General features: G+C 56.5%; 25 protein-coding genes. 14 read left to right on the top strand and 11 right to left on the bottom strand.

Annotation, left to right across the window (positions count from 1 at the left end; translation table 11 throughout):
• Window positions 1-15 precede the first annotated feature (15 nt).
• From flgH to flgB, 8 genes are all read right to left on the bottom strand, one after another.
• Complete coding sequence (flgH, locus tag FJ695_RS16925; RefSeq protein WP_141188774.1) at window positions 16-711, bottom strand: flagellar basal body L-ring protein FlgH; 696 nt, start codon at window positions 709-711, stop codon at window positions 16-18.
• Window positions 712-719: 8 nt separating this feature from the next.
• A complete protein-coding gene (locus FJ695_RS16920) occupies window positions 720-1,283 on the bottom strand; it encodes a MotE family protein (protein WP_209010690.1) in 564 nt (187 codons plus the stop codon).
• Window positions 1,284-1,424: 141 nt separating this feature from the next.
• Window positions 1,425-2,525 carry a flagellar basal body P-ring protein FlgI gene (flgI, locus tag FJ695_RS16915; RefSeq protein WP_141186544.1) on the bottom strand — a complete coding sequence of 367 codons (1,101 nt, stop codon included), beginning with the start codon at window positions 2,523-2,525 and terminating at the stop codon, window positions 1,425-1,427.
• Window positions 2,526-2,528: 3 nt separating this feature from the next.
• Complete coding sequence (flgA, locus tag FJ695_RS16910) at window positions 2,529-2,987, bottom strand: flagellar basal body P-ring formation chaperone FlgA (protein WP_141186543.1); 459 nt, start codon at window positions 2,985-2,987, stop codon at window positions 2,529-2,531.
• 22 nt (window positions 2,988-3,009) lie between these two features.
• Window positions 3,010-3,798, bottom strand: coding sequence for a flagellar basal-body rod protein FlgG (gene flgG / locus FJ695_RS16905; protein WP_141186542.1), 789 nt, complete (start codon window positions 3,796-3,798; stop codon window positions 3,010-3,012).
• A gap of 63 nt (window positions 3,799-3,861) precedes the next feature.
• Entirely contained in the window at window positions 3,862-4,200 is a 339-nt protein-coding gene (locus FJ695_RS16900) for a flagellar hook-basal body complex protein FliE (RefSeq protein WP_141186541.1), read from the bottom strand.
• 2 nt (window positions 4,201-4,202) lie between these two features.
• Window positions 4,203-4,619, bottom strand: coding sequence for a flagellar basal body rod protein FlgC (gene flgC, locus FJ695_RS16895; protein WP_141186540.1), 417 nt, complete (start codon window positions 4,617-4,619; stop codon window positions 4,203-4,205).
• A gap of 19 nt (window positions 4,620-4,638) precedes the next feature.
• Window positions 4,639-5,019, bottom strand: coding sequence for a flagellar basal body rod protein FlgB (gene flgB, locus FJ695_RS16890; RefSeq protein ID WP_141186539.1), 381 nt, complete (start codon window positions 5,017-5,019; stop codon window positions 4,639-4,641).
• Between the two features lie 179 nt (window positions 5,020-5,198).
• On the opposite strand from flgB, the gene FJ695_RS16885 reads away from it, so the two are divergent.
• Both FJ695_RS16885 and FJ695_RS16880 read left to right on the top strand, forming a co-directional pair.
• Window positions 5,199-5,768: a hypothetical protein gene (locus FJ695_RS16885; protein ID WP_141186538.1), complete on the top strand. Its 570-nt coding sequence runs from the start codon at window positions 5,199-5,201 to the stop codon at window positions 5,766-5,768.
• An 8-nt stretch (window positions 5,769-5,776) separates the two neighbouring features.
• Window positions 5,777-6,145 carry a PilZ domain-containing protein gene (locus FJ695_RS16880; protein ID WP_141186537.1) on the top strand — a complete coding sequence of 123 codons (369 nt, stop codon included), beginning with the start codon at window positions 5,777-5,779 and terminating at the stop codon, window positions 6,143-6,145.
• 3 nt (window positions 6,146-6,148) lie between these two features.
• Here FJ695_RS16880 and FJ695_RS16875 read toward each other — a convergent pair whose 3' ends face one another.
• On the bottom strand, window positions 6,149-6,955 hold the full coding sequence (locus FJ695_RS16875) for an alpha/beta hydrolase (RefSeq protein ID WP_141186536.1): 807 nt from the start codon (window positions 6,953-6,955) through the stop codon (window positions 6,149-6,151).
• Between the two features lie 159 nt (window positions 6,956-7,114).
• Here FJ695_RS16875 and FJ695_RS16870 point away from each other — a divergent pair, with 159 nt between their 5' ends.
• Together FJ695_RS16870 and FJ695_RS16865 are read left to right on the top strand one after the other, a co-directional pair.
• Window positions 7,115-8,695 carry an acyl-CoA synthetase gene (locus tag FJ695_RS16870; protein WP_141186535.1) on the top strand — a complete coding sequence of 527 codons (1,581 nt, stop codon included), beginning with the start codon at window positions 7,115-7,117 and terminating at the stop codon, window positions 8,693-8,695.
• Window positions 8,692-9,561, top strand: a complete 870-nt coding sequence (locus tag FJ695_RS16865; protein ID WP_209010689.1) for a hypothetical protein — start codon at window positions 8,692-8,694, stop codon at window positions 9,559-9,561. The genes FJ695_RS16870 and FJ695_RS16865 overlap by 4 nt, the downstream gene beginning before the upstream one ends.
• A 255-nt stretch (window positions 9,562-9,816) precedes the next feature.
• On the opposite strand, the gene FJ695_RS16860 is transcribed toward FJ695_RS16865, so the two are convergent.
• Together FJ695_RS16860 and FJ695_RS16855 are read right to left on the bottom strand one after the other, a co-directional pair.
• The gene (locus FJ695_RS16860) at window positions 9,817-11,310 is read right to left on the bottom strand and encodes an aldehyde dehydrogenase family protein (RefSeq protein WP_141186534.1); all 1,494 of its coding nucleotides are present in this window, start codon (window positions 11,308-11,310) and stop codon (window positions 9,817-9,819) included.
• 2 nt (window positions 11,311-11,312) lie between these two features.
• On the bottom strand, window positions 11,313-12,479 hold the full coding sequence (locus tag FJ695_RS16855) for a mandelate racemase/muconate lactonizing enzyme family protein (RefSeq protein WP_256370128.1): 1,167 nt from the start codon (window positions 12,477-12,479) through the stop codon (window positions 11,313-11,315).
• Between the two features lie 68 nt (window positions 12,480-12,547).
• Between FJ695_RS16855 and FJ695_RS16850 the strand changes: the two genes are divergently transcribed.
• The 10 genes from FJ695_RS16850 to FJ695_RS16805 all read left to right on the top strand — a co-directional run bounded on the left by FJ695_RS16850 (window position 12,548) and on the right by FJ695_RS16805 (window position 26,397).
• Window positions 12,548-14,035 carry a PLP-dependent aminotransferase family protein gene (locus FJ695_RS16850; protein WP_141186532.1) on the top strand — a complete coding sequence of 496 codons (1,488 nt, stop codon included), beginning with the start codon at window positions 12,548-12,550 and terminating at the stop codon, window positions 14,033-14,035.
• 111 nt (window positions 14,036-14,146) lie between these two features.
• A complete protein-coding gene (locus FJ695_RS16845) occupies window positions 14,147-15,223 on the top strand; it encodes an extracellular solute-binding protein (RefSeq protein ID WP_141186531.1) in 1,077 nt (358 codons plus the stop codon).
• Window positions 15,224-15,375: 152 nt separating this feature from the next.
• Window positions 15,376-16,497 carry an ABC transporter ATP-binding protein gene (locus FJ695_RS16840; RefSeq protein WP_141186530.1) on the top strand — a complete coding sequence of 374 codons (1,122 nt, stop codon included), beginning with the start codon at window positions 15,376-15,378 and terminating at the stop codon, window positions 16,495-16,497.
• The gene (locus FJ695_RS16835; RefSeq protein ID WP_141186529.1) at window positions 16,497-17,363 is read left to right on the top strand and encodes an ABC transporter permease; all 867 of its coding nucleotides are present in this window, start codon (window positions 16,497-16,499) and stop codon (window positions 17,361-17,363) included. The genes FJ695_RS16840 and FJ695_RS16835 overlap by 1 nt, the downstream gene beginning before the upstream one ends.
• 11 nt (window positions 17,364-17,374) lie before the next feature.
• The gene (locus FJ695_RS16830) at window positions 17,375-18,232 is read left to right on the top strand and encodes an ABC transporter permease (RefSeq protein ID WP_141186528.1); all 858 of its coding nucleotides are present in this window, start codon (window positions 17,375-17,377) and stop codon (window positions 18,230-18,232) included.
• 13 nt (window positions 18,233-18,245) lie between these two features.
• Entirely contained in the window at window positions 18,246-19,868 is a 1,623-nt protein-coding gene (locus FJ695_RS16825) for a GMC family oxidoreductase (protein ID WP_141186527.1), read from the top strand.
• Between the two features lie 14 nt (window positions 19,869-19,882).
• Window positions 19,883-21,178 (top strand): FAD-binding oxidoreductase, encoded by a 1,296-nt coding sequence (locus tag FJ695_RS16820; RefSeq protein WP_141186526.1) that lies wholly within the window; start codon window positions 19,883-19,885, stop codon window positions 21,176-21,178.
• 300 nt (window positions 21,179-21,478) lie between these two features.
• Window positions 21,479-22,726, top strand: coding sequence for a sodium:proton antiporter (locus tag FJ695_RS16815; protein ID WP_141186525.1), 1,248 nt, complete (start codon window positions 21,479-21,481; stop codon window positions 22,724-22,726).
• Window positions 22,727-22,779: 53 nt separating this feature from the next.
• The gene (locus tag FJ695_RS16810; RefSeq protein ID WP_141186524.1) at window positions 22,780-24,399 is read left to right on the top strand and encodes a glutamate synthase-related protein; all 1,620 of its coding nucleotides are present in this window, start codon (window positions 22,780-22,782) and stop codon (window positions 24,397-24,399) included.
• Between the two features lie 21 nt (window positions 24,400-24,420).
• Complete coding sequence (locus FJ695_RS16805) at window positions 24,421-26,397, top strand: thiamine pyrophosphate-binding protein (RefSeq protein ID WP_141186523.1); 1,977 nt, start codon at window positions 24,421-24,423, stop codon at window positions 26,395-26,397.
• Window positions 26,398-26,432: the final 35 nt, after the last annotated feature.

Here is a 26,432-nt window from a genome sequence, read left to right as displayed (position 1 = left end):
CGTGCCCCCGGTAGCTCAAAACGGCGTAATGATGTCATAGATCTGCTGGCCCCAACCCGGCTGCTGAACTTCAGTGATCCGGCCGCGTCCACCATAGGAAATCCGGGCTTCCGCGATCTTGTCGTAGGGAATTGTGTTGTTGCTTTCGATGTCGCGTGGACGCACGATGCCGCTGACATTGAGGATGCGCATTTCGTAGTTCACGCGCACTTCCTGGGAGCCGGAGATAACCAAATTGCCGTTGGGCAAGCGGTCCGTGACAACAGCGGCAACGGACAGGTTGATTTCTTCTGATCGGTCGATGGATCCAGAACCGGCTGAGGTCGACGCAGAATTGCCGCTCAGGTCCGCCTGGCCGCCGGATGTGCTGCCATTGCTGCCGGCGTTAAAAGACCCGCCAATCCCGATGTCGGAGTTCCTGCCGCGCTCGGATGAGTTGTCCAATTCCGCCTTGTCATCGATCTGGATCGCGACAGTCAGAACGTCGCCGATTTTTTTTGCGCGCGGGTCGGCAAAGAAATTTTCTCGGTCATTCCGCCAAAGCGAGTTGTAGTCCTTGACACCGCCCGGCGCGAAGGTGCTGAGCGGATAAACCGTTGCCGGCCGGTTGGCCAGTCCGTACCCGACCGGCGACATTTCCGGCGCCTTGCCGAGATCTTCCAGTTGCCCGGCGCAGCCAGAAAGCACAGCTGCCCCCAAAGACATGAGCATCAAACGCATTAAAATCTCCGTTGTACGACGGGGTTCGTGAAGCCCATCATGGATTGGGTCAGCTGGGCCGCCCGGGCCGGCTCCATTTCGTCAAGGATCGCGCTGGCAACCCGGGCTTTTAGTTTCAGAAGCACACCGACGGCAGCTTCATCTTCTGTGGTCGACAGTTGTTCAGCAGCCGCCGTTGGACGCATCCGGCCAATGATCGTGACCACCTGATCTTCAACCTGTTCCAGCAGTTCCTCACGGCGCGCGACCCAGGCTTCAAACTCCCGTTCCTTGCGCTGCAGTTCAGCAATGCGGGCCTGCAGGCGGCCTTCCAGAGCAATCATTTTCCAGGTCTGCCATTGGATGCGGGCATCGCTGGCGGCATCAGCGATGTTTTTGCAATAAAGCTCGCTGTCGCGCTTCGGCTGACCGTGGTGATCCGGGTGTTGGATCTCAACCGTCTTGACTTTCACCGGCTTGGCCGGCGGTGTCTCAGCTTGCGCGGCGCTGCCGGCGCAAACGATCTGGAGAGCCAGGCATGTCAGAATACCGGCCGTCCGGCATCCGTCCACGAAAGTAGGCATGTGAGCACTGTCCTTTGCGAGTGACCAGTTTGATTGGACAATCGCTGAGCGAGCTTGTGCGAGGCTGTCGGCTGCAAAAAACAAAAGAAGCGCCGCTGGCGCGCGGCGCTTCTTCTTGCAAGTCCAGAAATTCACGAGCGTTTACTGGACCACAAGCTCTGCCTGAAGAGCTCCGGCGGTTTTGATCGCCTGCAGGATGGCGATGATCCCGGTCGGCCGCAGGCCGATGCGGTTAAGACCGCGCACCAGGGTCGGCAGATCCGTGCCGCCAACAACGGCGAGCCGGCCGCCACTTTCCTGCGCATCCACATAGGTGCGTGGCACTACCACCGTTTCCCCATTTTGCGAGAATGGCGAAGGCTGAGACACTTCAGGCGCTTCCGAAATCCGAACGGTCAAATTGCCATGGGTGATCGCGACCGTCGAAATCTGTACATCCTTGCCGATGACCACTGTCCCTGTGCGTTCATCAATGACGACCTTGGCGCTTTGGTCGGGCCTAACACGGATGGATTCGATTTCCGCAATAAACCGGGTCATGCTAACTTTTTTCGGTGGTGTCAGATCAATCGACCGATAGTCCCGCTCCTTGGCAACCCGAATGCCATAACGTTCTCTGGTATAGCGGTTGATGGCATCGGTAATGCGCACCGCTGTTTTGAAATCCGGGTTGGACAACTCAAGAACCAGGTCGGGAATTTGCGCAAACTTTGCCGGCAAATCCCGCTCGATCAAACCACCGTTTGGCACCCGGCCAACGGTTGGAATGCCTTGAGTGAGGCTTTCCGCGGCTCCGAGTTCGGCGAACCCTGAAACAGCCACCGGGCCCTGCGCCACAGCATAGATCTGACCATCCGCGCCTAAAAGCGGTGTTGCAACCAGCATGCCGCCCGCAAGCGATGTTGCATCGCCCAGCGAAGACACACTGACGTCAATGGTCGATCCCTTGCCGATAAACGATGGCATTTCGGCGGTCACCACGACAGCAGCCACATTGCGGGTTCTAAGCGGCGTATCGCGGACATTGACGCCGAGGCTGTCGAGCATCGATTGCAAAGATTGCTCGGTAAAAGGTGAATTGCGCAAGGTATCGCCGGAGCCTTTCAGCCCAATCACCAGGCCGTAACCAACCAGCTGGTTGTCCCGCACCCCTTGCAGATTGGCAATGTCTTTGATCCGCACCATTGCGGTGGCCGGCATGGCCGTCAGAAGAGCCAGCAGGCAAATGAAAATCCGGACCATCTATCAATTCTCCACGCGGATCGAACCGTCTTGCTGGACCGTGCCGGACACCACCAGACCGCTGTCGACGTTGCGGACACGGACAAAACTGCCGGCACCGCCGTTTTGAAGCGCTTCCACCTGCATGATGATCATCAAACCCTGCTCGTGAAACACCAGCCGGGCGGGTTCACCGCGCTTAACCAGAAGCGGTTTTTCGACCGCACTGACCGGGATTGGTTGGCCGGGCAGCAAGGTTCGCCGGGCAACCAGCCCCACGACCTGGCTGCGATGCGCTGCCACGGCAAATTGCTGAGCTGTGCGGCTCGGGAACTTGCGTTCAATCAAATCCTGGTGTCCGACTTCCGTTCCCGGCGGGATCGTCTGGCGCGGGACCGGCAATTGAATGCCTGCCGCCTGGACCACCTGCGTCAAACTAAGCACAGCAAACAGCACTGTCAGGGTTCTAAGGACTTTGGTCATGAGCTTCGCCCCCGGTGCCTGGTTATCGGATGCCGTTGGTAACGGTGTTGGCCATTTCATCGGCCGCTTTCATGACCTTGGAATTCATCTCATATCCCCGCTGGGCGGAGATGAGCGCGGTGATTTCCTTCACCGGGTCGACGTTCGATGTCTCCAGATAGCCCTGACGGATCACACCAAATCCTGGGTCTCCAGGAACGCCGGCAACCGGTGCGCCCGACGCAGGCGTTTCGCGGAAGAGATTGCCGCCAACCGGGTCGAGACCGACGTCATTGGCGAAGTTGGCAAGGGTCAGCTGGCCGAGTTCGCGCGGGTTCAACTCGCCATCGATCTTGGCATAGACCTGACCGCTTTCGTTGATCACAACTTCAATCGTGTCATTGGGAACAATGATCGCCGGTTCGACAGTGTAGCCATCGATGGTGACCAGGCGGCCGTCTGCATTCTTGTTGAAGGAACCCGCACGCGTGTAAAGCGTCTCGTCATCCGGTCCGGTGACCTCAAACCAGCCCCGGCCATCCAGTGCCACGTCTAACTGGTTGCCGGTGTTGTTCATTGGACCTTGCACATGCAGTTTGCGGATACCTGCCGTGCGCACACCAAGACCCAGCTGCGCGCCTTCCGGCACTGGATCTTCGCCGCCGCGGTTTGGCACACCCTGCAAGCGTTCTGCCTGATAGAGCAGGTCTGAAAACTCGGCTTGCGCCCGTTTGAACGAAGTGGTGTTCATGTTGGCGATGTTGTTGGCAACCACTTCCACATTGAGTTGCTGAGCACTCATTCCGGTCGCCGCGATAGCAAGGGCTTTCATAATTCTAGTCTCCTAAAGTCGCTGATAAAGCGATTTAATCGCGCTCGATAATTTCGAGGCGGATCAAATCGTCATGCGGCTTACTTCCTGATAAGCGCTGACGACCTTGTCGCGAATGGCAATGGCGGTTTGCAGGGTGGATTCAGCCTGCATGACGGCTTCAACAACTTGCTGAACGGAGGCTTGGCCATCCACACCGGCAATCGCTGCAGCTTCGCCCTGTTTGACCTTGTCGATTGCCGTTTGCGACACTTCTGCAATCGCATCGGAAAAAGACAGGCCGGAAACCTGTTCGGCTCCGCCAAGATCCGGGGGACCGGACATGTAGCGCGTGGTTGACGTTGAATTCAAAATCCCATCCGTCGACGATGCCGATGTCAGGGCAGAGATTTCGTTGATCATGATCAGGTCCTCAACAGGTCGATGTGGCGCATGACCATTTCGCGGGCCTGGGTCATGACTTTCAAATTGGCTTCATAGGATCGGTTGGTTTCGCGCATATCCGCGAGCTCCATCAGCGTGTTGACGTTTGGCATTTTCACGTAGCCATCGATGTCCGCTGCCGGATGTCCGGGATCGTATTCAACGGTGAACGGCGCCTTGTCCGTGCCGATCCCTTTCACAGACACGAGATTGGCTTGGCTTGCCCGGTTGAATTCGCTTTCAAACGTGATCGTCTTGCGGCGGTAGGGATCGTCACCAGAGGCTTCGCCGGTCGACCGGGCGTTGGCCAGGTTTTCAGACACGATCCGCATACGGTCGGACTGGGCTTTCAAACCGGAAGCGGCAATTTCTAATGTGGCGGAAAGAGGATCGGACATGGATTGAAATCACCTGGGCTTAGGGTTTGACGGCTGCGAGGTACATTTTGTGGAACGACTTGGCGATGGACGCGTTCAGCGAGTGATCGCGCGCGACCTCACCGGCTTTCATCAGCTCTTGCTCAAGGCTGACAGAGTTGCCGGAGTGGCTCACGGACCAGCTATCGGCCTTTTCGACATCCGAGGCTCGCGCCGCTTCCATGGTCTGACCGAGGTGACTACCGTGCGTTGCGGTCATTGCCAGCTGGCTTTTGCTGATCACAGACGTAAACGGCTCGACATCCTTGGTGCCAAAACCTGGGGTGTTCGCATTGGCGATGTTTTCTGCAATTGCTGCCTGACGAACAGACAGCCATTCATTGTTCTGCGAGACCAGTTTGTTCAGGAACACCGGTTCCATAAAAACCTCCATTCAGCCGGGATCGAAGCAGTTCTAAAATCCCAAGCTTGTCTGAGGCTGTTCCGCTAACCAGCGGCACCGTAAGGCTCGCGCAATCTCCGTAAGGCATGGATGACGCTGATAACTTTCCGATTGCCGGCAATTAGCCGCCGGCCCAATCCTGTCGAGCGGAGACCGCAATGACCCAGCGATGGCGTCTCAAGGACGGCGCGTTGATCGAAGAGCCACTAAAAAGCCAGGCGGCGCCTGCCTACCAAATTGCAACGGCCAAGCTGTGGACTCTTGGTGCGATTGCAGCCGTTTGCATCGCCCCGATCCCAGGCGTTCTGGCTCAGCCTTACAATTGTCATGCCTATGCGCGTGCTTATGCGGACGCCCATGTCAATCCCGGCGGGACGGATCTGGAGATCTATGACCGCGGATCCCGCGGCGCTGTTGTCGGCGGCATCTGGGCCGGACCCAGCGGTGCGGAACGCGGCGCGAAAATCGGCGGGGCCCTCGCGGTTCTGGACAACTTAGGCAATTATCCGGCCGGCTGGCGAAGTCTTTATGACCTTGCTTACCGGATGTGCGTCAATGAGCAGTCCAGCGTCACCCATCACCCAACAACTCTTGGCGATCCGACGTACCGGGGGCGGCCGCTGATCAAACAGCAGGCTCCACCACCTGCTCTCGATCCGCGGCCGCAGCTCGCACCGCCACCTCCCCCATCACTACCTTCCCCGCCACCGGCGGCACCGCGTCGTTGAGGTTCAAAATGTTCAAAGGTTTAGGCCTCAACAGGCAAACGGCCATGAGTGCCGTTCAAAAACGTTTTTTCCCGCGCTGGCGCACGCGATTACGGCCGGCGAAACTCGCCAACCTGACCAACGATTACATTTGCGATTGCACCACCCGGGACATTTCCCAGGGCGGCTTGCGGCTCATACTCAACGAAGACCTGCCGCTGCCCAAGGAATTCTACGTCTTCGATGTCACGGAACGAACCATTTCGGAGGTCCGGCTGTGCTGGCGGGACGGCTTGGAAGCCGGTGTGGCCTATCTGGTGCCGCCCGCCAGCATCGCACTTTATGAAAACACCGGTGTACGTCGGCTTGCCCAGCGCTTCTATGCACTTGAGGACTGAGGCTTAGCCCAAAAGTTCCGACGTCAGCTGGCTTGACGGATCGGCCAGACCCTCAATTACATCAAAATGGTGCTTGCCCGGATCTTCATGAAAAGTTGCCGTCTCCCAGGCATCGGCCAACAGCTGGGATTGGCGGATAAACTCCGGCCGTTCACTTCCCCCGACCCAAGCGGTCACCGGACACGAGGTAGCCGGCGCAAGCAGCGCTGCGCTTTCCTTTTCCGCGCCTTCTTCATTGAGCAGAAAATCATCGTTCATCGCGGTCTTCATCAACGGCCGCAAGTCATGCAGGCCGCTGATCGAAACGACCTTTTCGATCCGGCTTATAACGTCCGGCTTGAGCGGTGTATCCTTGCAAACCATCCGCGTAACCAGATGACCGCCCGCAGAATGCCCAGAGAGGCGGACCGGCCCCTCGACGCGTTGTGCGGCCTTGTTGAGCGCTGCACCGATCTGAGATGTGATCTCCGAAATCTGAACCGTCGGCGCCAAGTCATAACTCGGCATGCAGACGGACCAGCCGTTGCCCAGCGCACCGGCAGCCAGATGAGACCAATAGGACTTGTCAAACCGGCGCCAATAGCCGCCGTGTACAAAAACCGCCAGGCCTTTGCTGGAGCCATCCGGGTGAAACAGATCCAGGCGTTGCCGGTCGCCGTCGCCATAAATGATGTCCAGATCTTTTTTGATCCAGCTAGACCGGAAATTCAGCGCTTCATCAGCCCAGCGCGCGGGATAACTGTCGGCGTTCTCAATATATGCGCCATTGGCGTAGGCATCGTCCCAATCGAAATCTGGCGAAAGTGTCATCAATCTTTCCTGCACTCACATGCGTTCCTATTTGAACTGGCAACCTTGCCTGATTTTCTAGCGAATTGAAATGCCGCTTAGGCCATTCATATTGCTTGTCAAATCACGCAAGTACCCCCTACCTTGGCTGCACGGATAATCTGGGAGGTTTCAAACCGTATGATCGAGCGCTGTTCCAATCGTGTGCAAAACCTCGCGCATTTTCTAACGCGCAATGCCCGCCGCTGGCCGGAACGTCCGGCGCTTGTCTGGGGGAATAGAACCTGGAGCTGGCAGGACCTTGATCAACGCGTTTCAGCTCTGTGTGCTGCCCTTACAACCGACTTGGGGATTACCAAGGGCGACCGCATTCTGGTTCAAGCGCAAAACTCCAATCAGATGGTGGAGATCATGCTGGCCGCTTTCCGGCTTGGCGCCATTTGGGTTCCTTGCAATTTCCGCCAGGCTCCGGGTGAAACCGCTTATGCGGCGGAGAAGTCCAAGGCCAATCTTTTCCTGTGTGATGCTGACTATGCGGCTCAAGCGGACGCGGTGAAAACGGCTTGCCCGGATATAGCCGGTGTTATCACCATCGGGGAAAGCGCATTCGGGCAGTCGTATGAGACCTTGATTGCCAAACATGCAGGCACGTCCATTGGCAATGCGAACGTCGATCACAATGATCCCTGCTGGTATTTCTTCACCTCTGGCTCAACTGGCCGTCCGAAAGCGGTGGTGCTCACCCATGGCCAGATCGGCTTTGTCACAGTCAACTACATGGCCGACCTTCTGCCCGGAACTTCCGAGACAGATGCCTCTCTAGTGATTGCCCCTCTCTCCCATGGGGCCGGTCTACAACTGATCGCACAGCTTTCTTGTGGCGCTGCCCATATCCTGATGCCGCAAGGCGGATTCAAACCGTCCGATGCCTTCCGCTTGATCGAAGAGCACAAGATCTCGAACATGTTCACCGTGCCGACGATCGTAAAACGGCTGGTGGAGGATCCAGCCGTTGATGAGTTTGATCACTCCAGCCTGCGGCATCTGATCTATGCGGGCGCCCCCATGTATAGGGAAGATCAAAAACAGGCTTTGGAAAAACTCGGCCCGGTGCTGGTGCAGTATTATGGCCTTGGCGAGGTGACCGGAAACATCACGGTCCTAAGGCCCAGTGAGCACTCTATGGAGGACGGGCCCCATACACGGACTGGCACCTGCGGCGTGGAACGCACCGGGATCGAGATTTCCATTCAAGATGATACGGGCAAGGTCCTAGGTCCGCTGGAAACCGGAGAAGTCTGTGTCGTCGGATCTGCCGTCTGTTCCGGTTATCTGGATGATGACGGCGCCAACCAAAAGTCATTTAGAAATGGATGGTTCCGCACTGGCGACATCGGCCACATGGATGAGGCCCGCTATCTCTATCTCACAGGTCGGGCCTCAGACATGTATATCTCTGGCGGCTCCAACGTTTATCCAAAGGAAGTCGAAGAGATCCTTCTGACCCATCCCGCCATTTCAGAAGTTGCCATTCTCGGCATTCCTGATCCGCAATGGGGCGAAGTCGGCCTAGCTGTCTGTGTGGCGGAACCTGGCAACCAGCCGGACAGCGCGGTGCTTTCTGATTTCCTGAAAGATAAAATAACCCGTTACAAGATGCCGGCACGCTATCTCTTTATTGAGGAAATGCCGACCAGCGCCTATGGCAAGATCACCAAGAAGCTGGTGCGTGAGTATCTTACTGAAAAAGGTCTGTTATGAGACGCCCGGCACCACGCGCCCTAAAAGACGTTCGGCATCCAGGGCCGAAGGCGGAAAACCGGTTGCCGCATGCCTTGTGCCATGCTGCACCGGTTTCCTTTCAGCTGACTGGCAACGAACCACTGCTCAACGCTTTGGGACACTGGGCAACCAACGCAGGATATGGTTCTGCCGTCTTGGATCTTTCCGGCCTCCATCTGGCGCCCTTCGACTATGTCATGCCGGACCGGGCGATCGATGACCGCCATGCGGCCTGGTACAGCGATACCCATACCTCCAAGGGCGCAAGGCTTGACGAGGCCGTCGCGATCATCGGCTGGCGGGACGGCTGCTGGTTTGCCCATATTCATGCCTATTGGCAGGAAAACGGAGACGCGCATCTTGCGCATTTGTTGCCCGAAACCCTTTTACTTGCACAAGATGCTCAAGTCTCTGGGCATGGCATCACCGGTGCGCGTTTTGAAGCAGCCCTTGACCCGGAAACAGAATTCACTCTGTTCCGCGTCAAATCCGGTCCCGAAGAGATAGATGGCAAGGCCTGCAATGCGCTGATCACCACTTTGGCGCCTTTTACCGACCTTCATTCCAGTATTGAGGAACTTGGAGCCGCGTTACCAGGTTCCGCCTATTCCGTTCATGGCCTTGGCAGTCTCGCCGGAGCGGCCTTTACTGACGGCCCACCCATGACCGGATTGATCTCCGAAATTCTCCTTCAAAACGGGGCTGGCCTGAACGCAGATGGCCATCTGCATCTGCCTCTGCGCACCATCGATCTGAACAAAGACCAGTTTGAGGGCAATGCCCAGCCAGGTGGTTGCCCGACGCTGGTGACCAACGAGTTGCTTCTTGTAGCAAAGGATCGATAATCGAAAAAAGAAAAGGCCAGCTCCGGGGAACGGAAAACTGGCCTTTCGCGGAATAAATCTGCCGAGGGATCCCGTTTACCAGGCTAGACAGCACGTCCGCCGCCCCTCAATCCGAGGGCCTCATGCGCACTGCCTCAAAACATAATTGGGCTGGCTTTCACCGTCCCGTTTTATAGGCCGCAGCAGCTCATCTCTTTCTAGGTGGGATGTGATCGAGAGTATCTGCCGCGCCCATCGCCTGGTTGATTGGACCTCCTAGCCGATTTTTGCCGCAATGCTCTTGGTCTTGCAGTAGCTCTTCAGACCTTCGATGCCCTTTTCCCGGCCGAAACCGGATTTCTTGTTACCGCCAAACGGCACTTCAATGCCACCGGCGAAATACTCGTTGATGTAGATCTGGCCTGCATCGATCTTGCGTGCAAGCTGATGCGCCTTGGCAAAGTTAGATGTGTAGATGCCGGCGACCAGGCCGTATTGGCAGTCGTTGGCCAATTCCAGCGCGTGATCGGCGTCGTCGGCAACCTGTACGGTCAGCACCGGACCGAAGATCTCTTCCTGGGCAAGCTCGTCCTTGGCCGGAACAGCGTCTACGATGGTCGGTTCAAAGAACCAGCCAGCGCCTGTTTCCGGATCGTTGGTGATGGCGCCACCGACTGCAACGGTTGCGCCGCGCTCTTTCGCCCGATCGATGAAACCAGCAATCTTGGACAGATGTTCGGCAGAATTGACCGGACCAAGTTCAGGCTGGCTGAGCCCATGACCGATTTTCAGCGCTTTGGTGCGCTTGACCAGTTCGGCAACGAACTCCTCATGGATCGATTTTTCGATCACAAGGCGCGAGCCGGCCGAACAGATCTGACCGGCGTTTTCAAAGATGGCGCCCATAATGCCGTTGAGCGCCTGTTCCTTGTTGCAATCAGCCAAAACAACCACCGGCGATTTGCCGCCAAGTTCCAGCACAACGCGGGTGATGTCATCGGCAGCCGCCTTCATCACTGCCTTGCCAGTCTGGACAGAGCCGGTGAAGGTGATGTGATCAACACCTGTGTTTTGGGTCAAAGGCGCACCGGTTTCCATGCCTGTTCCGGTGACCACATTGCAAACCCCATCCGGCAAGCCGGCGTCCGACAAGATCTTGGCCAAAAGCAGCGCGGTGAACGGGGTCTGTTCGGCCGGTTTTGCCACAACGGTACATCCAGCCGCCAGAGCTGGTGCAAAGCCGCGGGCGGCTGTTGAAATCGGGAAGTTCCACGGAATGATGTGCGCAGTCACCCCGACCGGTTCATGAATTGAATAGCCAATGTAATCGCCCGCGAGCGGGAAACTGTCGCCCTGCAACTTGTCACAGGCACCGGCATAGTATTCGAACGTGCGTGCTGCACCACGAACATCGCCGATGGATTCTTGCAGCGGTTTGCCGCAATCGAGTGTTTCGACCACCGCAAGCAGATCCAAGTTTTCGAGGATCAGTTCCGACGTTTTCAAAAGAATGCGGGAGCGTTCCACCGGTGCCATGTCGCGCCAGACAGTTTCAAACGCCTTGCGCGATGAAGCCACAGCCGCATCGACATCCTCAGCCGTTCCGGCGGTAAAGCGGGCAAACGCTGCCCCCTTGCCCGGATCGAAGCTTTCCATGGTGCGATTGTGTGACGGCTGCGTGAACGCGCCGTCAATGAAGTGGCCCAATGGCAAAGCAGAGAGTGTGCCGGTCTTTTCGTATTCGGCGATGAGGTCTTGTTGAGACGTCATGATTAGCCCTCCAGGGAGCTGATTTTGTAGGTGGACTTGGCAAGCCATTCCGGATTGACTTCAACACCCCAGCCCGGGGCGTCGGTCACGAGAGCGTTGCCGTCGACGATGTCGAATGGAGACTTGACGAAGAGGTCGTACTGCCACGGGTAGTAGTCTTCCTCCTCGATGGAGAATTCCAGATATTTTCCGGCATTCGGAATGGCGCGCAGCAAATGCATGGTGAACAGCGTCACCAGCGACAGGTTGGCTGCATGCGGGGTGCAGGGAATGCCGGCGGCGTGCGCCATCTGCGCGACCTTCATCGTACGCACCATCCCGCCAAGATAACAGATATCCGGCTGAATGATGTCGACGACCTTTTGATCGATCATGCGTTTCCAGTCGACCAGAGAACAATCCTGCTCACCACCGGTGACATCAATATTGAGCGCCTCGGTGACCTGTTTGGTCTGGTCATAGTGCCAATACGGGCAAGGCTCTTCGTAGTGAGAGATGCCGTTGGCTTCCAGAAAACGACCGATTTCAATTGCTTTGACCGGGGAGTAACAGGAGTTGGCATCCACCAGCAATGAAGTTTCATCGCCAAAGCTCTTGCGCATCAAGGGCACGATTTCATCTGTCCGGCCTTCCCATTCGTCCTGATCGCGGCCGCATTCTGCCCCAATCCGGAATTTGAAAGCTGTGAAACCGCGTTCGTCCTGATGCCTTTTCAGCCGGTCCGCTTCATCTTGCGGTGTGATGTCCCGCTTCATCGACGAGCCATAAGCGCGTACCGGACCAGCCGTGCCACCGAGCAGTTCGCAAACTGGTTTGCCTTCCAGCTTGCCGCGCAGATCGAACAGCGCAGTGTCGAGACCGCCCATGGCACGGCGCAGATAAGAACCCGGGAACTTGTGCTCGCGGTCCGGGATGATATCCATCAGATGTTCGATGTTTAGCGCATCTTCGCCAAGTGCATATGGGGCCACTTGCCGGTGGACAACTTCCGCCGTGATGTCTGCATAGTACGGCGCGACCTGGCCCCAACCGGTTTCGCCAGAATCTGCCGTCACACGGGTGAAACAGACAAACTCATTGGTAAATGTCTCAATTGATTGTATTTTCATGGGGCTTGAGGTCCTTGAACGGGGCTCCCGGAGCGCAGTTTTTGTAGATTGGACTGTCAAGTTATCCAGAATTGGACTTGATAGAAGGTCCGTTTTGCGCAATCTCCCAGACCAATTGGGAGAATTGTATGAAACGGCATGCGGGCGCGGTCCTGTCCTCCATCAAGATTGACAAGAGCGCCGAAAAGAAAATCTCGATCCAACTCTATATGGCTTTGCGTGACCTTCTTTTGACAGGCGCGCTCATGCCGGGCGACCGGCTGCCAGCAACCCGGACACTGGCCCAGGAGATCGGCGTCTCGCGCACGACAGTGATCGATGCCATCGACCGGCTGATTTCTGAAGGCCTGCTGGAAGCCCGGGTCGGCGCCGGAACTTTTGTCAGCGAAGCTTTGCAGGCCCGGCTTGAACCCAAACCCTTGCCGTCGACCAGCGACGTCATCAAAGCGGTTCCACGTATTTCGCACGCCGCCAAACACGCAATCCCGGACTTTGCCGTCCGCAAGCGCCTGCCGCACAAATCTCAGGCCTTTGTCACTGCTCTCCCGGCGCTTGACGCGTTCCCAATGGCGCAATGGTCGAAGCTGTCGGCCCGTCATTGGCGGAAAGACCGGGATAACATTACCGGCTATGGCGAACCCTTCGGTTATACTCCATTGCGCGAGGCGATCGCCCGTCAACTCAATGCATCGCGCGGCATCAAATGCGCGCCGGAACAGATTTTTGTGACCAACGGCGCTCAGCGGGCGTTTTCCCTCATCGGCGGCACGCTGGTTAATCCAGGAGAATCTGTCTGGTTTGAAAATCCCGGCGCCATTGGCGCACGAAACGCCTTTATCGCGATCGGTGCCCAGCCGGTCCCAGTGCCAGTAGACGAAGAAGGCTTGTGTGTTGAAGATGGGCTTGCAAAAGCACCCTACTTCCGCCTCGCTTTTGTTACACCATCGCACCAACAACCACTCGGCCATGTCATGAGCCTGTCCCGCCGCCTGGCGCTGTTGAAAGCGGCGAGCGAAGCCGATGCCATGATTGTCGAGGACGATTATGACGGTGAGTTTTATTACGGCGACCAACCGCCGCCGACCCTCAAAAGCATCGACACGCATGACCGGGTCATCTATGTCGGCACCTTTTCCAAATCGCTGTTTCCGGCTCTCCGGCTCGGTTTTTTGCTGGCGCCGGAAGGATTGGTGGAAAGTTTTGAACGCATCTTTCTGACGTGGCTCAGCGGCGTTCCAACCGTGACCCAGGCAATGGTCGCCGAATTTATGGATGAAGGTATGTTCGCCACTCACATCCGCACGATGCGCCAGCTTTACAAACATCGCCACGATACACTCATGAGCGCTGCCGCCGACCTTGCCGGCGATATAGACCTGCAGCCGACCAGCAGCGGATTTCATGCCGTAGGTCTGATCAATGACAAATTGGATGAAAACAAACTTGTCGCCGAAACGGCTGCCCGAGGCATCACAACAGCTCCATTGGCACGCTACGCTTTATCCGATCTCAGCCAACGCGGACTGGTTCTTGGCTTCGGCAGCGCCAGCCCGGATGATATCCGTAAAGGCATTCAGACACTTAAAGATGTTTTACCCGCATGCAAAATAGGCTAACGTTTTTGAGGTGCAAATTGGTCTGTAAAAATATCTGGAATGGATATATTTCGCAGTCCAATTGAAACCTACCGTATTCACTGACAAAAATGATGATTTCAGGGGGACGTTATGCATCTAAAGTCAACTCTTACCGGCCTTTTGGCGGCAACAATGCTTGCGGGCGCTAGTTCGGCACAGGCCGAAACCCTGCGCCTTCTGACCTGGGGCTCCTATGCTCCCGATGAATTGATCCAGAAATTCGAAGCCGAATATCCGGACATTGAAGTGGAAGTCACCTTTTCCAACAACGAGGAAATGATTGCCAAGCTGCGCGCGACCGGCGGTGCTGGATTTGACCTTGCTCAGCCAAGCCACGACCGTATTTACGCAGCTCAGCTGGAATATGACATCTACAAGCCGCTGGACCTGTCAAAGATCGACACCAGCGTCATGGAAGGGAGCCTCCTTGGCGGCGTGAAAGAAAACACCACCATTGAGGGCGAAGTCTACGCGGTTCCGCACCAATGGGGCACCTCCGGCCTGATGGCCGACAAGACGAAGGCACCTGACTTCAAGGGCTGGGGCGATCTTTGCGATCCGGCCTACAAAGGCAAGACCTCCATGCGTTTGAAGCGCACAATCTTGCTCGGCACTGCCTTCGCCATGGGTGAGAACCCGTTCGAGGCTTACTCTGACCTGGAAAAATACCAGGGCATTTTGGATAAAGTCGCTGACAAGCTGATCGAATGTAAGGCCAACATCAAAGCCTACTGGAAAGGCGGCGACGACCTCAGCGCGATGATGCTTTCCGGCGAAATCGTGGCCTCCGAGACCTGGGATTCCACGGCTTACAAGCTGTTCGACCAGAACCCGAACATCACTTTCGTTCCGCCGGAAACAGGCGCTCTGGCCTGGATCGACACCTTTGCCCTGCCACGCAAGGCCAAGGCTGATGATGCCGCATATAAGTGGATCAACTTTGTGCTGCGTCCGGAAAACGTCACTGTGATGTCCGCCAGCTCCGGCGCAATCGCAGCCGTCAAAGGCGGCAAGGACTTGCTTCCGGCAGACAAGAAAGCTGCCGTGAACGCGGCCTTCACCGACGCCGACATCAACAATCTCAAGTTCTTTGCCAATATTCCTCCGGGCGTGGAAGACATGGAAGGCAAAACTTTGGAGAAAATCAAAGCGGCAACCGGCGGCTAATCGACTGATCTAAAAGTAAAATTGGCGGACATAGCTTATCTGCTCCCGCCAATTGGCCATACGCCGAAGAGCGAAAGCCTAAATCTCGGGGGATGCCGCCATAAACGGTGTCCCCCCAACTTCATCACCTCTCCAGTAGTGTCTTAAAATCCATGACAAATCCTCCCCATTACGACCTCGAATGCGCCGGATTGACCAAGAACTTCGGGTCCTTCCAGGCCGTGAAGGGCGTGTCCTTCGATATTCCAAGCGGCTCGTTCTTTTCCATTCTGGGGCCGTCCGGCTGCGGCAAAACCACCTTGATGCGCATGATTGCCGGCTTCGAGGAGCCGACATCCGGCGAGATCAAGATCAAGGGCAAATCCGTTCTGGGGACACCGCCGAACAAGCGCAACGTTAAGATGGTGTTTCAGCACCTGGCGCTGTTCCCGATGATGAATGTCTATGAGAACATCGCCTACGGGTTGCGCTGCAACGGCGCCAGCAATGCGGACATCAAGAAAAAAGTTCACGACGTTCTGGAGCGGATCGCGCTGCCGGATGTAGCCGAACGCGAAATTCACCAGCTGTCCGGTGGTCAGAAACAGCGCATCGCGATTGCCCGCTGCATGGTGCTCGACCCGGACGTTCTATTGCTCGATGAACCGCTCGGCGCGCTCGATCTGAAGCTGCGCGAAGCGATGAAGATCGAATTGAAACTGCTGCAGCACCAGTTCAACACCACCTTTATTTACATCACCCATGACCAATCCGAAGCATTGGTCATGTCCGACAACGTCGCGATCATGAACCAGGGACAGTTCGAACAGATCGGCACGCCACAAGAGCTCTACCATGAACCGAAGACAGCATTCGTCGCCGGGTTTGTCGGTGACAGCAACCGGTGGTCCGGCACCGTCAAATCCAGCGATGGCACTGGCGGCAAAGTGGAGACAAGCCAAGGCCTGCCGATGAACTTCTCCGCCGCTGGCGGCAGCAAGATCGGCGAAGGCTCCAAAGTCGACATCTTCGTGCGGCCGGAATTCATTCACACCGTGCGCGCGTCTGAGGCGGCAAAGAGCGGTGTTGACGGCGACAACCAGATGGACGGCGTTGTCGACAGCCTGTTGTTCAACGGCGCCAACAGCCGCGTTCTTGTGCGCTCCGGCAATGGGGAACTGATTGAATCCGATGTGACCCTAACTGGACATAATGACATCAAACCGGGTGAAGACGTCCGACTTGTCTGGTCCTCCAAGCAAGCCATGTGCTTTGCAAATGAGGAGCCCGCCTGATGCAAAAGGACATCAAACGCCTGTCGTTGATCCTTTTGTTTGCGCCCTTTGCACTCTGGATCATTCTTCTGATCATCCTGCCGCACATCGGCATGGTGATGTTGTCGCTGCGAGAGAAAGTCGCACCGCGGGTCTATGAATACAGCTTTGCCAACTATCTGGAATTCATCAACGAACCGATTTACTGGAACACACTGCTGCGCACTGGGTCGATGTCGCTTCTGGTGACCGCCTTGGCCCTGCTGATCGGTTTTCCGATTGCTTATTACATTGCCAAGATCGCCGGGCCGCGGGCGCGCGGCGGCTTGTTTCTGCTGTGCCTGATCCCGCTTTGGGTCAGCGATCTGATCCGCTCCTTCGGCTGGATTCTCCTTTTGCGGGAAACAGGCGTGATATCGAACTTTCTATTATGGACTGGCGTCACCGGCACACCGATTGAGTTCCTCTACAACGACGCAGCCGTCATCGTCGGCCTGGTCTACACTGTAATCCTGTTCATGATCGTACCGCTGGTCTCAACACTGGATGGTATGGACAATTCCATGATCGAGGCGGGTTACAATCTGGGTGGCAACGGCTTTACAGTTCTGCGCCGGATCATCGTACCTTACGCCATGCCGGGGATTGTTGCTGGTTGTATCGTCACCTTCATGCTGACCGCTGGTTCCTACCTCACCCCGATCCTTCTGGGCGGCAAAAACTCCAGCTGGTTTACCGAACAGATCTACAACCAGTTCATCACCCGGTTTAACTGGGAAGGTGGCGCGGCCTTCGGCATGCTGCTGTTGATGTTCACCTCGTTCGTCATCTGGTTGGGCTTGAAGCTTAGCGGACAGACGCTCGCCAACACTGTTGCCAAGAGCTGAGGAGGACGATCATGCTTGCGACCAACAAGACCACGCCGTTCCTCTTTGGCTACCGGCTCTATGTGCTTGCCTTCTTCATCTTTCTGGCAGCACCGCTCATCTCCGCTGGCGCGTTTGCGTTCAATGACAGCTTGTTCCCGGCTTTGCCATGGCAAGGTTTCACACTGGACTGGTTCTTTTCCGACACCGAACCGAAACTGGGCATGTTCCACGATCGTCGGCTTTTGCAGGGGCTCTACTATTCCTTTGTGATTGCGATTTTCGTTGCTGCGCTCTCAGTTTTTGTCGGCACCACCAACGCCTTCCTGTTTGTGCGCGGGGATTTTCCGGCCAAGAACTTCTTCTACATCATGATGGTCGTGCCTCTCGTGATCCCGGGTGTGATCCTGGGTATCTCGATCCTGGTTCTGGCCAGCGACACGGCGAACTTCGTGGAAAACAAGTTCGACCTAGAGCTGGAATTCCTGCGACCGGGCATGCTGCTTGTTGTACTCGGACAATTTTCCTTCATCGCCACGATCACCTCTCTGGTGATCACCGCGCGCTTGAAGAAGTTTGATGAAACCATGGAAGAAGCTGCTTTCAACCTTGGCGCCAGCCGGGCACGCGTTCTCAGGACGATTACCCTGCCCTTCCTGCGGCCGGCGATGTTCGCAGCAGGGATTGTTGCCTTCCTGGTATCGTTTGAAAACTTCAACACGACGCTGTTCCTGGTAGGCTCCGAAGCCCCGCTCACCATCACCATGTATGACCGCATGGCTAAGGTCGGCTCCACGCCGGTTCTAAACGCCGTGTCGTTCTTCCTGATGGTTGGCTCAGGCCTCTTGGCGCTGCTGTCCATTCTCATCCAGCGCGATAAAAACGCTTAAACGCAGGGACATCATGGCTGAGTTTGACTTTGTCATCGTCGGCGCCGGTTCTGCCGGTGCCGCCGTCACAGACCGCTTGTCTGAAGACGGCAAATATTCCGTCTGCGTTCTGGAGGCCGGCGGCTCGGATCTGAACTTCTGGATTTGGGTTCCGGTCGGCTACGGCAAGGCGTTTTACAACAAACACATCAACTGGATGTACTACACAGAACCGGATCCAGGCCTGAACAACCGTGAAGGATATTGGCCGCGCGGCAAGGTTCTAGGTGGGTCCAGCTCGATCAATGCCATGGTCTACATCCGCGGCCAGCACGCGGACTTTGATGACTGGAAAGCGATGGGCAACACCGGCTGGGGCTGGGACGATGTCCTGCCCTATTTCAAACGGTCCGAAACCAATGACGCTGGTGCCGACGCCTTCCGTGGTGGTGATGGCCCCCTTCATGTGTCCAGCATGACGAAGTACACACATCCATTGTGCCAGAACTTCTTCAAGGCAAGCGAACAAGCCGGGTTCAAATTTAATTCCGACTTCAATGGCGCAGACCAGGAAGGCGTTGGCCACTACCAGATCACAGCCAAGGACGGCTTCCGCATGTCCACTGCCCGGGCCTATCTTGCCCGGGCCAAGAAGCGTTCGAACGTAACGATCCTGACGAAGGCCCACACCAAGCGCATTCTTCTGGAAAACAGCCGGGCAACTGGAGTTGTCTACGAAAGTGGTGGCCGCGAACAAACGGTCTCGGCACGGCGCGAAGTTATCCTGAGTGCAGGAGCGGTCAACTCGCCGCAAATCCTGATGCTGTCCGGGATCGGCGACGGAGCCGAACTTCAGTCCAAAGGCATTGCCTCTGCAGTCCACAGCCCGGCGGTCGGCAAGAACATGCAGGACCACCTTGGCCTTGATCACCTCTACCGGTCCAAGGTGCCGACTTTGAACCAGCAGCTGTATCCTTGGTGGGGCAAGTTGGCGCAAGGCATCCGCTATGTTCTGACACGCGGCGGCCCCTTGGCACTGAGCCTCAATCAGGCGGGCGGATTTGTGAAGGGCAATCCGGACTGCGAACGGCCGAACATGCAGCTCTATTTCTCACCGGTCAGCTACACCAAGGCGCCGAAGGGAGAACGGCCGCTAATGAATCCGGATCCATTCCCGGGTTTCCTGTTCGGTATGCAGCCAACCCGGCCAACCAGCCGCGGGCATTTGGAGCTGAAATCGACCGATGCATTTGAGCCGATGGCCATTCATCCCAATTCCTTGAGCACAGACCATGACTGCAAGGAAATGATCGAAGGCTGCAAGCTCTTGCGCAAGATCGCTGCCGCCCCAGCGTTTCAAGAGGTCATCGACAGCCAGATCGCACCGGGACCGGACGTTAAAAGCGATGAGGACATGCTGGAAGATGTCCGCAACCGCTGTTCCACCGTGTTCCACCCGGTCAGCACGTGCCGGATGGGAACGGATAAAACCGAAAACGTCGTCGATCAGCGTCTGCGGGTCTATGGTGTCGATGGCCTCAGGGTGGTCGATGCCTCAATCTTCCCGACAGTGACCTCCGGCAACACCAATGCACCGGCGATCATGGTCGGAGAAAAAGGCGCGGATCTTATTCTGGAAGACACCCGGAACACTTAAGAGGATTGAAGACAATGTGGAGCGATGTGTTTGCGGCGGATTTTCAGTCTAGGCCCTATTGGCAGGACATCGCCCCCAATGTACCGCTCCCTGAACATGAGCTTGCTGCCGAAGTCGATGTCCTGATTATCGGCGCTGGGTACACAGGCCTCAATGCTGCCCTTCAAACCGCGCGCGAAGGGATGAGCACGTTGGTGATTGATGCGGAAGACCCAGGCTGGGGCTGCAGCCTTCGCAACGGCGGCCAGCTCTCCACCAGCCTGAAACCTTCCTTCTCCACACTGTCCCGCCGTTATGGAGCTGAGCTGGCAACGCAATTGTGCCAGGAAGGCCAAGCATCGCTTGACTATATGCATGATCTGTCAGCGGACGGTCTCGACATGGGATTGAAGGACGTGGGCCGCTTTCACGGCGCCCACAAACCGCATCTATATGGCAAACTCGCGAGGGAAGCAGAAAGCGGCCATCCGGTCTGGAAACCGGACGCCTTCATGGTTCCGAAGTCAGAGATGGCAAGCGAGCTTGGCACGGATGCCTATTTCGGCGGCATCGTCTATCCGCATCATTGCAGCATCGATGTGTCGAAATACCTGCCATCCCTTCTCTTGCGCGCATTGAAACTCGGAGCACAGGTCAAGGGCAATTGCCGGGCGCTGTCGCTGGAGCGGGCCGGATCCGGCTTCAAGGTGCTGACGGAACAAGGCGCTGTTACAGCCGGAAAAGTTATACTGGCGACCAATGGCTATTCCGGGCCGCTGTCGCCTTGGCATCAACGCCGCATCATCCCGATCGGCTCTTATGTCATTGCGACCGAAGAGTTGCCGGAAGATCTCGTCGACCGGCTGTTTCCGACCAATCGTGTGCTCTCTGACACGCGCAAGCTGGTCTACTACTATCGCCTGTCGCCGGACCGCAAACGGGTGATTTTCGGCGGCCGGGTGTCTTTGAGCGAAACGGATCCACGCAACAGCGCCAGCAAGCTGCACCTGGATATGTGCGCCCTCTTCCCGGATCTTGCCCGATACAAAGTCAGTCACGGCTGGATGGGGTTTGTCGGCTACACCTTCGACACGCTCGCCCACTGCGGCGAAGACCAGGGCCTCTTCTATGCCAATGGTTATTGCGGCTCGGGTGTTGGCATGGCGAGTTACCTTGGCATGCGTATCGGCCAAAAGGCAGCCGGACGGGAACCTGTTCTTTCCGCGTTCGAGAAAATCCCGAACAGCACCAGACCACTCTACACCGGAAACCCTTGGTTCCTCGCACCTTCTGTGATGGTCTACAGAGTCAGGGACCGGCTCGGGATATAGCTTCTCAAAACAATCGAAAAAGTCGTTTGCCGGCACGCAAACGCCGGTCTGTGAAAACGCGCTGCTTTTGGAGCTTATGGAGCTTATGGAGATCCAATCAAGCGATTGTGATCTCACTATTCTGGCAACATGCGGCTAAGCTTCCGGTTTCCGGGAGCTTTTGTGCTCAGGGTCACAAATTGCAGCAATTCCTTTTGAAGGCCCATCAAACCAGCCGCACAGGATAGTCAAGCCGAAATGATTTGAGACGTTGAATAAAACCGGACCAATAATGGCTCGGACGACGGGAGGTGAATTGACGTGACACACGGGCTGTTGATGTTGGGAATGTTCACGATGGCCTACACGCTTTTGGCCAAGAAGCTGTCGAACGGAATCCTAACCGCCCCCATGCTGTTTTTAGCATTTGGGTTTCTGATGGCGGAAGCAGGTCAAATGCCTGTTGCGGAAGCCGAACACCTACTTCACATCGTTGCTGAACTCGCGCTGATTGTTCTTCTGTTTCTGGATGCTGCCCAAATCAATCTCAAGAGCCTGCGTGAACGGCATCAATGGCCTTTTCGTATGCTGGTCATGGGTTTGCCTTTGTCGGTTTTGATTGGAACCGCTTTTGCCGCACTCCTGTTGCCGGCATATCCGCTGATCGTTGCAGCGCTTGTCGCAGCTTTGCTTGCGCCAACCGATGCAGCTCTCGGGCAAGCTGTTGTAACAAACAAAGCTGTTCCTGAACGTGTCCGCCGCGCCCTGACGCTGGAAAGCGGGCTGAATGACGGGCTCGCGCTGCCGGTCATCCTGCTGTTTGCCAGCTTGACTGCAGAAATGATGCAGCAAGATGCCACCAATTGGGTGCTCTTTGGCGCAAAACAGCTGATTTTCGGCCCCTTGGTCGGTGCTATTATCGGTGGCATCGGTGGTGTTTTGTTCCTTGCAGCCAAAAAACAAAAAATGACCACCGCCGAAATCGAAGGCATTGGTGCGCTGGCAATGGCTGGCTGCGCCTATCTCTCGGCCGGAATGATTGATGGCAACGGGTTTATCGCGGCCTTCATTGCTGGATTATGTTTTGGCAATGTCATCAAGGGCCAATGTGCGTTCATCTACGAATTCACCGAAAGTGAAGGACAGATGCTGAGCTGGGGCGCATTTTTCCTGATCGGCCTGGCCCTGTTACCCAACGCCGTTGCTCACCTAGATGCCCTCAGCCTCACGATTATTCTGACAAGCCTGTTTGTGGTCCGTCCTCTGGCGGTCTGGCTCTCGCTTTTAGGGACAGATGCCGCGCCGACAACAAAGCTGTTTTTTGGCTGGTTCGGTCCGCGCGGATTGGCGACCGCCCTGTTTGCACTGCTGATTGTCGATCAGATCGATCATGAAATTGGCGAAACCCTTTTGAACCTTGCGATCAACGCTGTTTGGATCAGCGCTGTTCTGCATGGGATCAGTGCAGTGCCTCTTGCCAAGTTATACGGCGCCCGAATGGCGGGAAACGACGGAGCTGCGGAAATGGCTGCCATGCCGCCTATGCGGCCCAATATTACGGAAGATTGAAAGCACAAAACCTTTAACGCCAAGGCGGACACGCCACTAGCTGGGGGATTGCAATGAGAACTGAAGTTGTCGCCAAATTAAGCGCGTTGCCGGATCGGGATCCGCAATATGCACTGGTCGAAGATGTTGATCTCGTTGTGGTCCGGTTTGATGAAGAGGTGTCGGTGTTTTATGGCCGTTGCCTGCACCGCGGCGCATTGATGTCCGATGGCTACGTAGATGGTGACAACCTGATCTGCGGGGTTCACTACTGGGATTACCGGATCGACAGCGGTGTGTCTGAATACAACAATTCCGAGGCCTTGCCGAAATTCAAGAGCTGGGTCGAAGGCGATCAGATCTTGGTCGATGCCGACGAAATTGCCGCTTGGGCCAATGACAATCCGCAGCCGTTTCAGCGCGACAAATATCTGGGGCTCTATGCAGACACCAGCCATGGCACGGAAGAAGAACCCTACACTGGACTGATCCAGTCCTACGCGCGGGATGGTCTTTCAAAAACCGGCCACCACGGTGTGGTTGACGCCATGGGTGTGCCGCGGGTCCAGCTGCCGGATTGGGATGATATTCAACTCCTGACCGCACAGCTGCAACGCTTCCCCCTCTTGGACGAGGATCCGGTCGGAACCGATGTTGTCATTGGACCAAACGCACAAAAACCGCTTCATCTGAAGATCCCGCTGTTTGTCTCCGACATGAGTTTCGGCGCCCTTTCCGAACCTGCGAAAATCGCTCTGGCCCGGGGCGCAGAACTCGCGGGAACCGGCATTTGTTCAGGCGAAGGCGGCATGTTGCCCGAGGAGCAGGAAGCAAACTCCCGCTATTTCTATGAATTGGCCTCATCCCGGTTTGGTTTCAGCTGGGATAAACTTGGCAAGGCACAAGCCTTTCATTTCAAAGGCGGACAAGGTGCCAAAACCGGCACTGGCGGACATTTGCCCGGTGCTAAGGTCAAAGGAAAGATTGCCGAAGTCCGTGGACTGAACGAAGGCGATGACGCCATCTCTCCGCCGCGGTTTCCTGATTGGACCAATTGCGCCCAGGTGAAAGAATTTGCGGACGAAGTCCGTAGCCGAACCGGCGGCATTCCGATTGGCTACAAACTCTCGGCCCAGCATATCGAAAAAGATATCGATGCCGCGATGGAGGTCGGGGTTGACTACATCATCCTGGATGGCCGCGGCGGGGGAACGGGAGCCGCCCCAATCATCTTTCGCGACAACATCTCTGTGCCAACGATTCCAGCTTTGGCGAGAGCCCGGCGCCATCTGGACAAACTGGGTCGTGCCGACGTATCGCTGGTGATTACCGGCGGCTTGCGGAAACCTGCCGATTTTATCAAAGCCATGGCGCTTGGGGCAGATGCAATCGCGGTCTCCAATGCGGCGATGCAGGCGATTGGCTGTATCGCGATGCGCGCCTGCCACACGAATAACTGTCCGGTCGGGATTGCGACCCAGAAACCCAATTTGGTGAACCGGCTGGTCATTGAAAAATCGGCCCGCCAGCTCACCAACTTTTTCGAAGCTTCTGTTGAACTGATGCAAGTGATGGCACGTGCCTGCGGATACACGCACCTTAATCAATTCAATCCGGATGATTTGACGACTTGGAAACGGGAGATGGCAGATCTGTCCGGCGTCGCGTACGGTGGTGTAGCCCGATCCAGCTGATTGGTTCTGATGGAGGAATTCATGGACGCTCAAAATCTCGACTGGATCAAAGTCGGCCACGTGGATGATCTGCCGGAAGGCCGGGTAAAAACGGTCACAGCCAGAACAACCTCTATTTGCCTGTCCCACTTCGATGGCCAATGGGCGGCAATGGACAACCACTGCCCGCACCAGCGCGGGCCGCTCGGTGAAGGCTCCATCGAAAAAGGAACAGACGGCAAGTGCTGGATCCGCTGCCCGTGGCACGGCTGGGATTTTGATCCGCTCACAGGCAAACCACCCGGCGGCCATGAAGACAGTGGCCAGAAAGTCTATCCGCTCAAGATCGAGGATGGGGACATTCTGGTCGGACTTGAAGCTGAACCGGAGCATGAGCGCACAGTCACCGATGTGATGGCCGAAACCATGGTCAATTGGGGCGTCAAACGGGTGTTCGGCATGGTCGGGCATTCCAATCTCGGCCTCGCCGATGCCATCCGTCTGCAGGCCAACAAGGGCACTCTCGAGTTTATCGGCATCCGCCATGAGGGCGCTGCAGCGTTTGCCGCCTCCGCCTACGGCAAATTGACCGGCAAACCCGCGGCCTGCCTGACGATCGCCGGACCTGGGGCGACCAATCTCTTGACCGGGCTTTGGGACGCCAAAGTCGATCGTGCGCCCGTTCTGGCATTAACGGGACAGGTTCAGACCCAGGTGTTCGGCCCGGGCGCTTTTCAAGACATCGATCTGAAATCCGCGTTTGAAGCGGTCTCCAAATTCTCCCAGCCCGTGCTCAGCTCCTCAAAACATTCTGAGCTGATGTCGCTGGCCTTAAAAACCGCAATTGTCGATCGGGACGTCGCCAATCTGATTTTTCCCGACGATGTGCAAACCCTGCCAAGCACCAAGGATGCAGGACAACCCGAAGGCCGGTTGAGCCGCATTGAGGTGACACCGTCGAATGACGACCTAACTGACGCCATCACGCTGATCAACGGAGCCAAACGCCCCGTGATCGTCCTTGGATATGGCGCCAAGGATGTGCGCGATAAAGTCATAGCCCTGGCAGAAAAACTCGGAGCTCCGGTCCTTACCACCTTCAAAGGCAAGGGGCTCATTCCTGACACCCATCCTTTGTCTTGCGGTGTTCTGGGCCGGTCCGGCACACCAATTGCCAGCTGGTTCATGAACGAAGCTGATCTAATTGTGTCGCTTGGGTCTTCCTTTGCGAACCACACCGGCATTGCCCCCTACAAGCCGATCATCCAGGTGGATTTTGAGCGTATGCAGCTCGGCAAGTTCCATCCGGTGACCTTGCCGGTCTGGGGCGAAATCGGCACCTTCTGTGATGCCGTGCAGGACAAGGTGAACAAACCTTCGGATGCCCCCAATCAGATCAGCGAAATCACAGAACGCTGGGCGATTTGGCGCGAAGAAAAAGACCGGCGCCTGACAGAAGATCATGGCGGGGGTATTCACTCCGCAGCCGTATTTAAAGCGCTCACCGAACTTTGCCCGGAAGATGCGATCATTCCGGTCGATGTCGGCAACAACACCTATTCTTTCGGACGTTATTTTGAGCCGCGTGGCCAGCGGATCCTGATGTCTGGATATCTTGGCTCCATCGGTTTCAGCCTGCCGGCCGCTTTGGGCGCCTGGTGCGCGACCCAGGATTTCGACGAGTTCAAGGGCCGCAAGGTCATCTCCATCTCTGGCGACGGCGGCTTTGGCCAATATGCAATGGAGTTCACCACCGCCGTCAAATACAGCATGAACATCACGCATATTCTTTTGAACAACAGCCAGCTCGGGAAAATCACCAAGGAGCAAAAGTCAGGAGAATGGCCGGTCTGGGAAACCAATCTCACCAACCCGTCGTTTGCCGCGTTCGCCCGGCTGTGCGGCGGGCATGGACACAGGGTCACAGATCCTGCGGAATTGAACACCGCCCTTGCTGAAGCCATCGCTCAGGAAGGGCCGTCGCTGGTGGAAATCATCACCGATGCGGATCTCGTGTAACGCAGCGCCATTTCTATCTGGCTGAGGCCGGAACT

It is taken from the genome of Labrenzia sp. PHM005 (assembly GCF_006517275.1).
In the GTDB taxonomy this organism is placed as follows: Bacteria; Pseudomonadota; Alphaproteobacteria; order Rhizobiales; family Stappiaceae; genus Roseibium.
The sequence above is the reverse complement of the archived record's forward strand: the minus strand, read 5'-3'. Positions and strand labels throughout refer to the sequence as shown.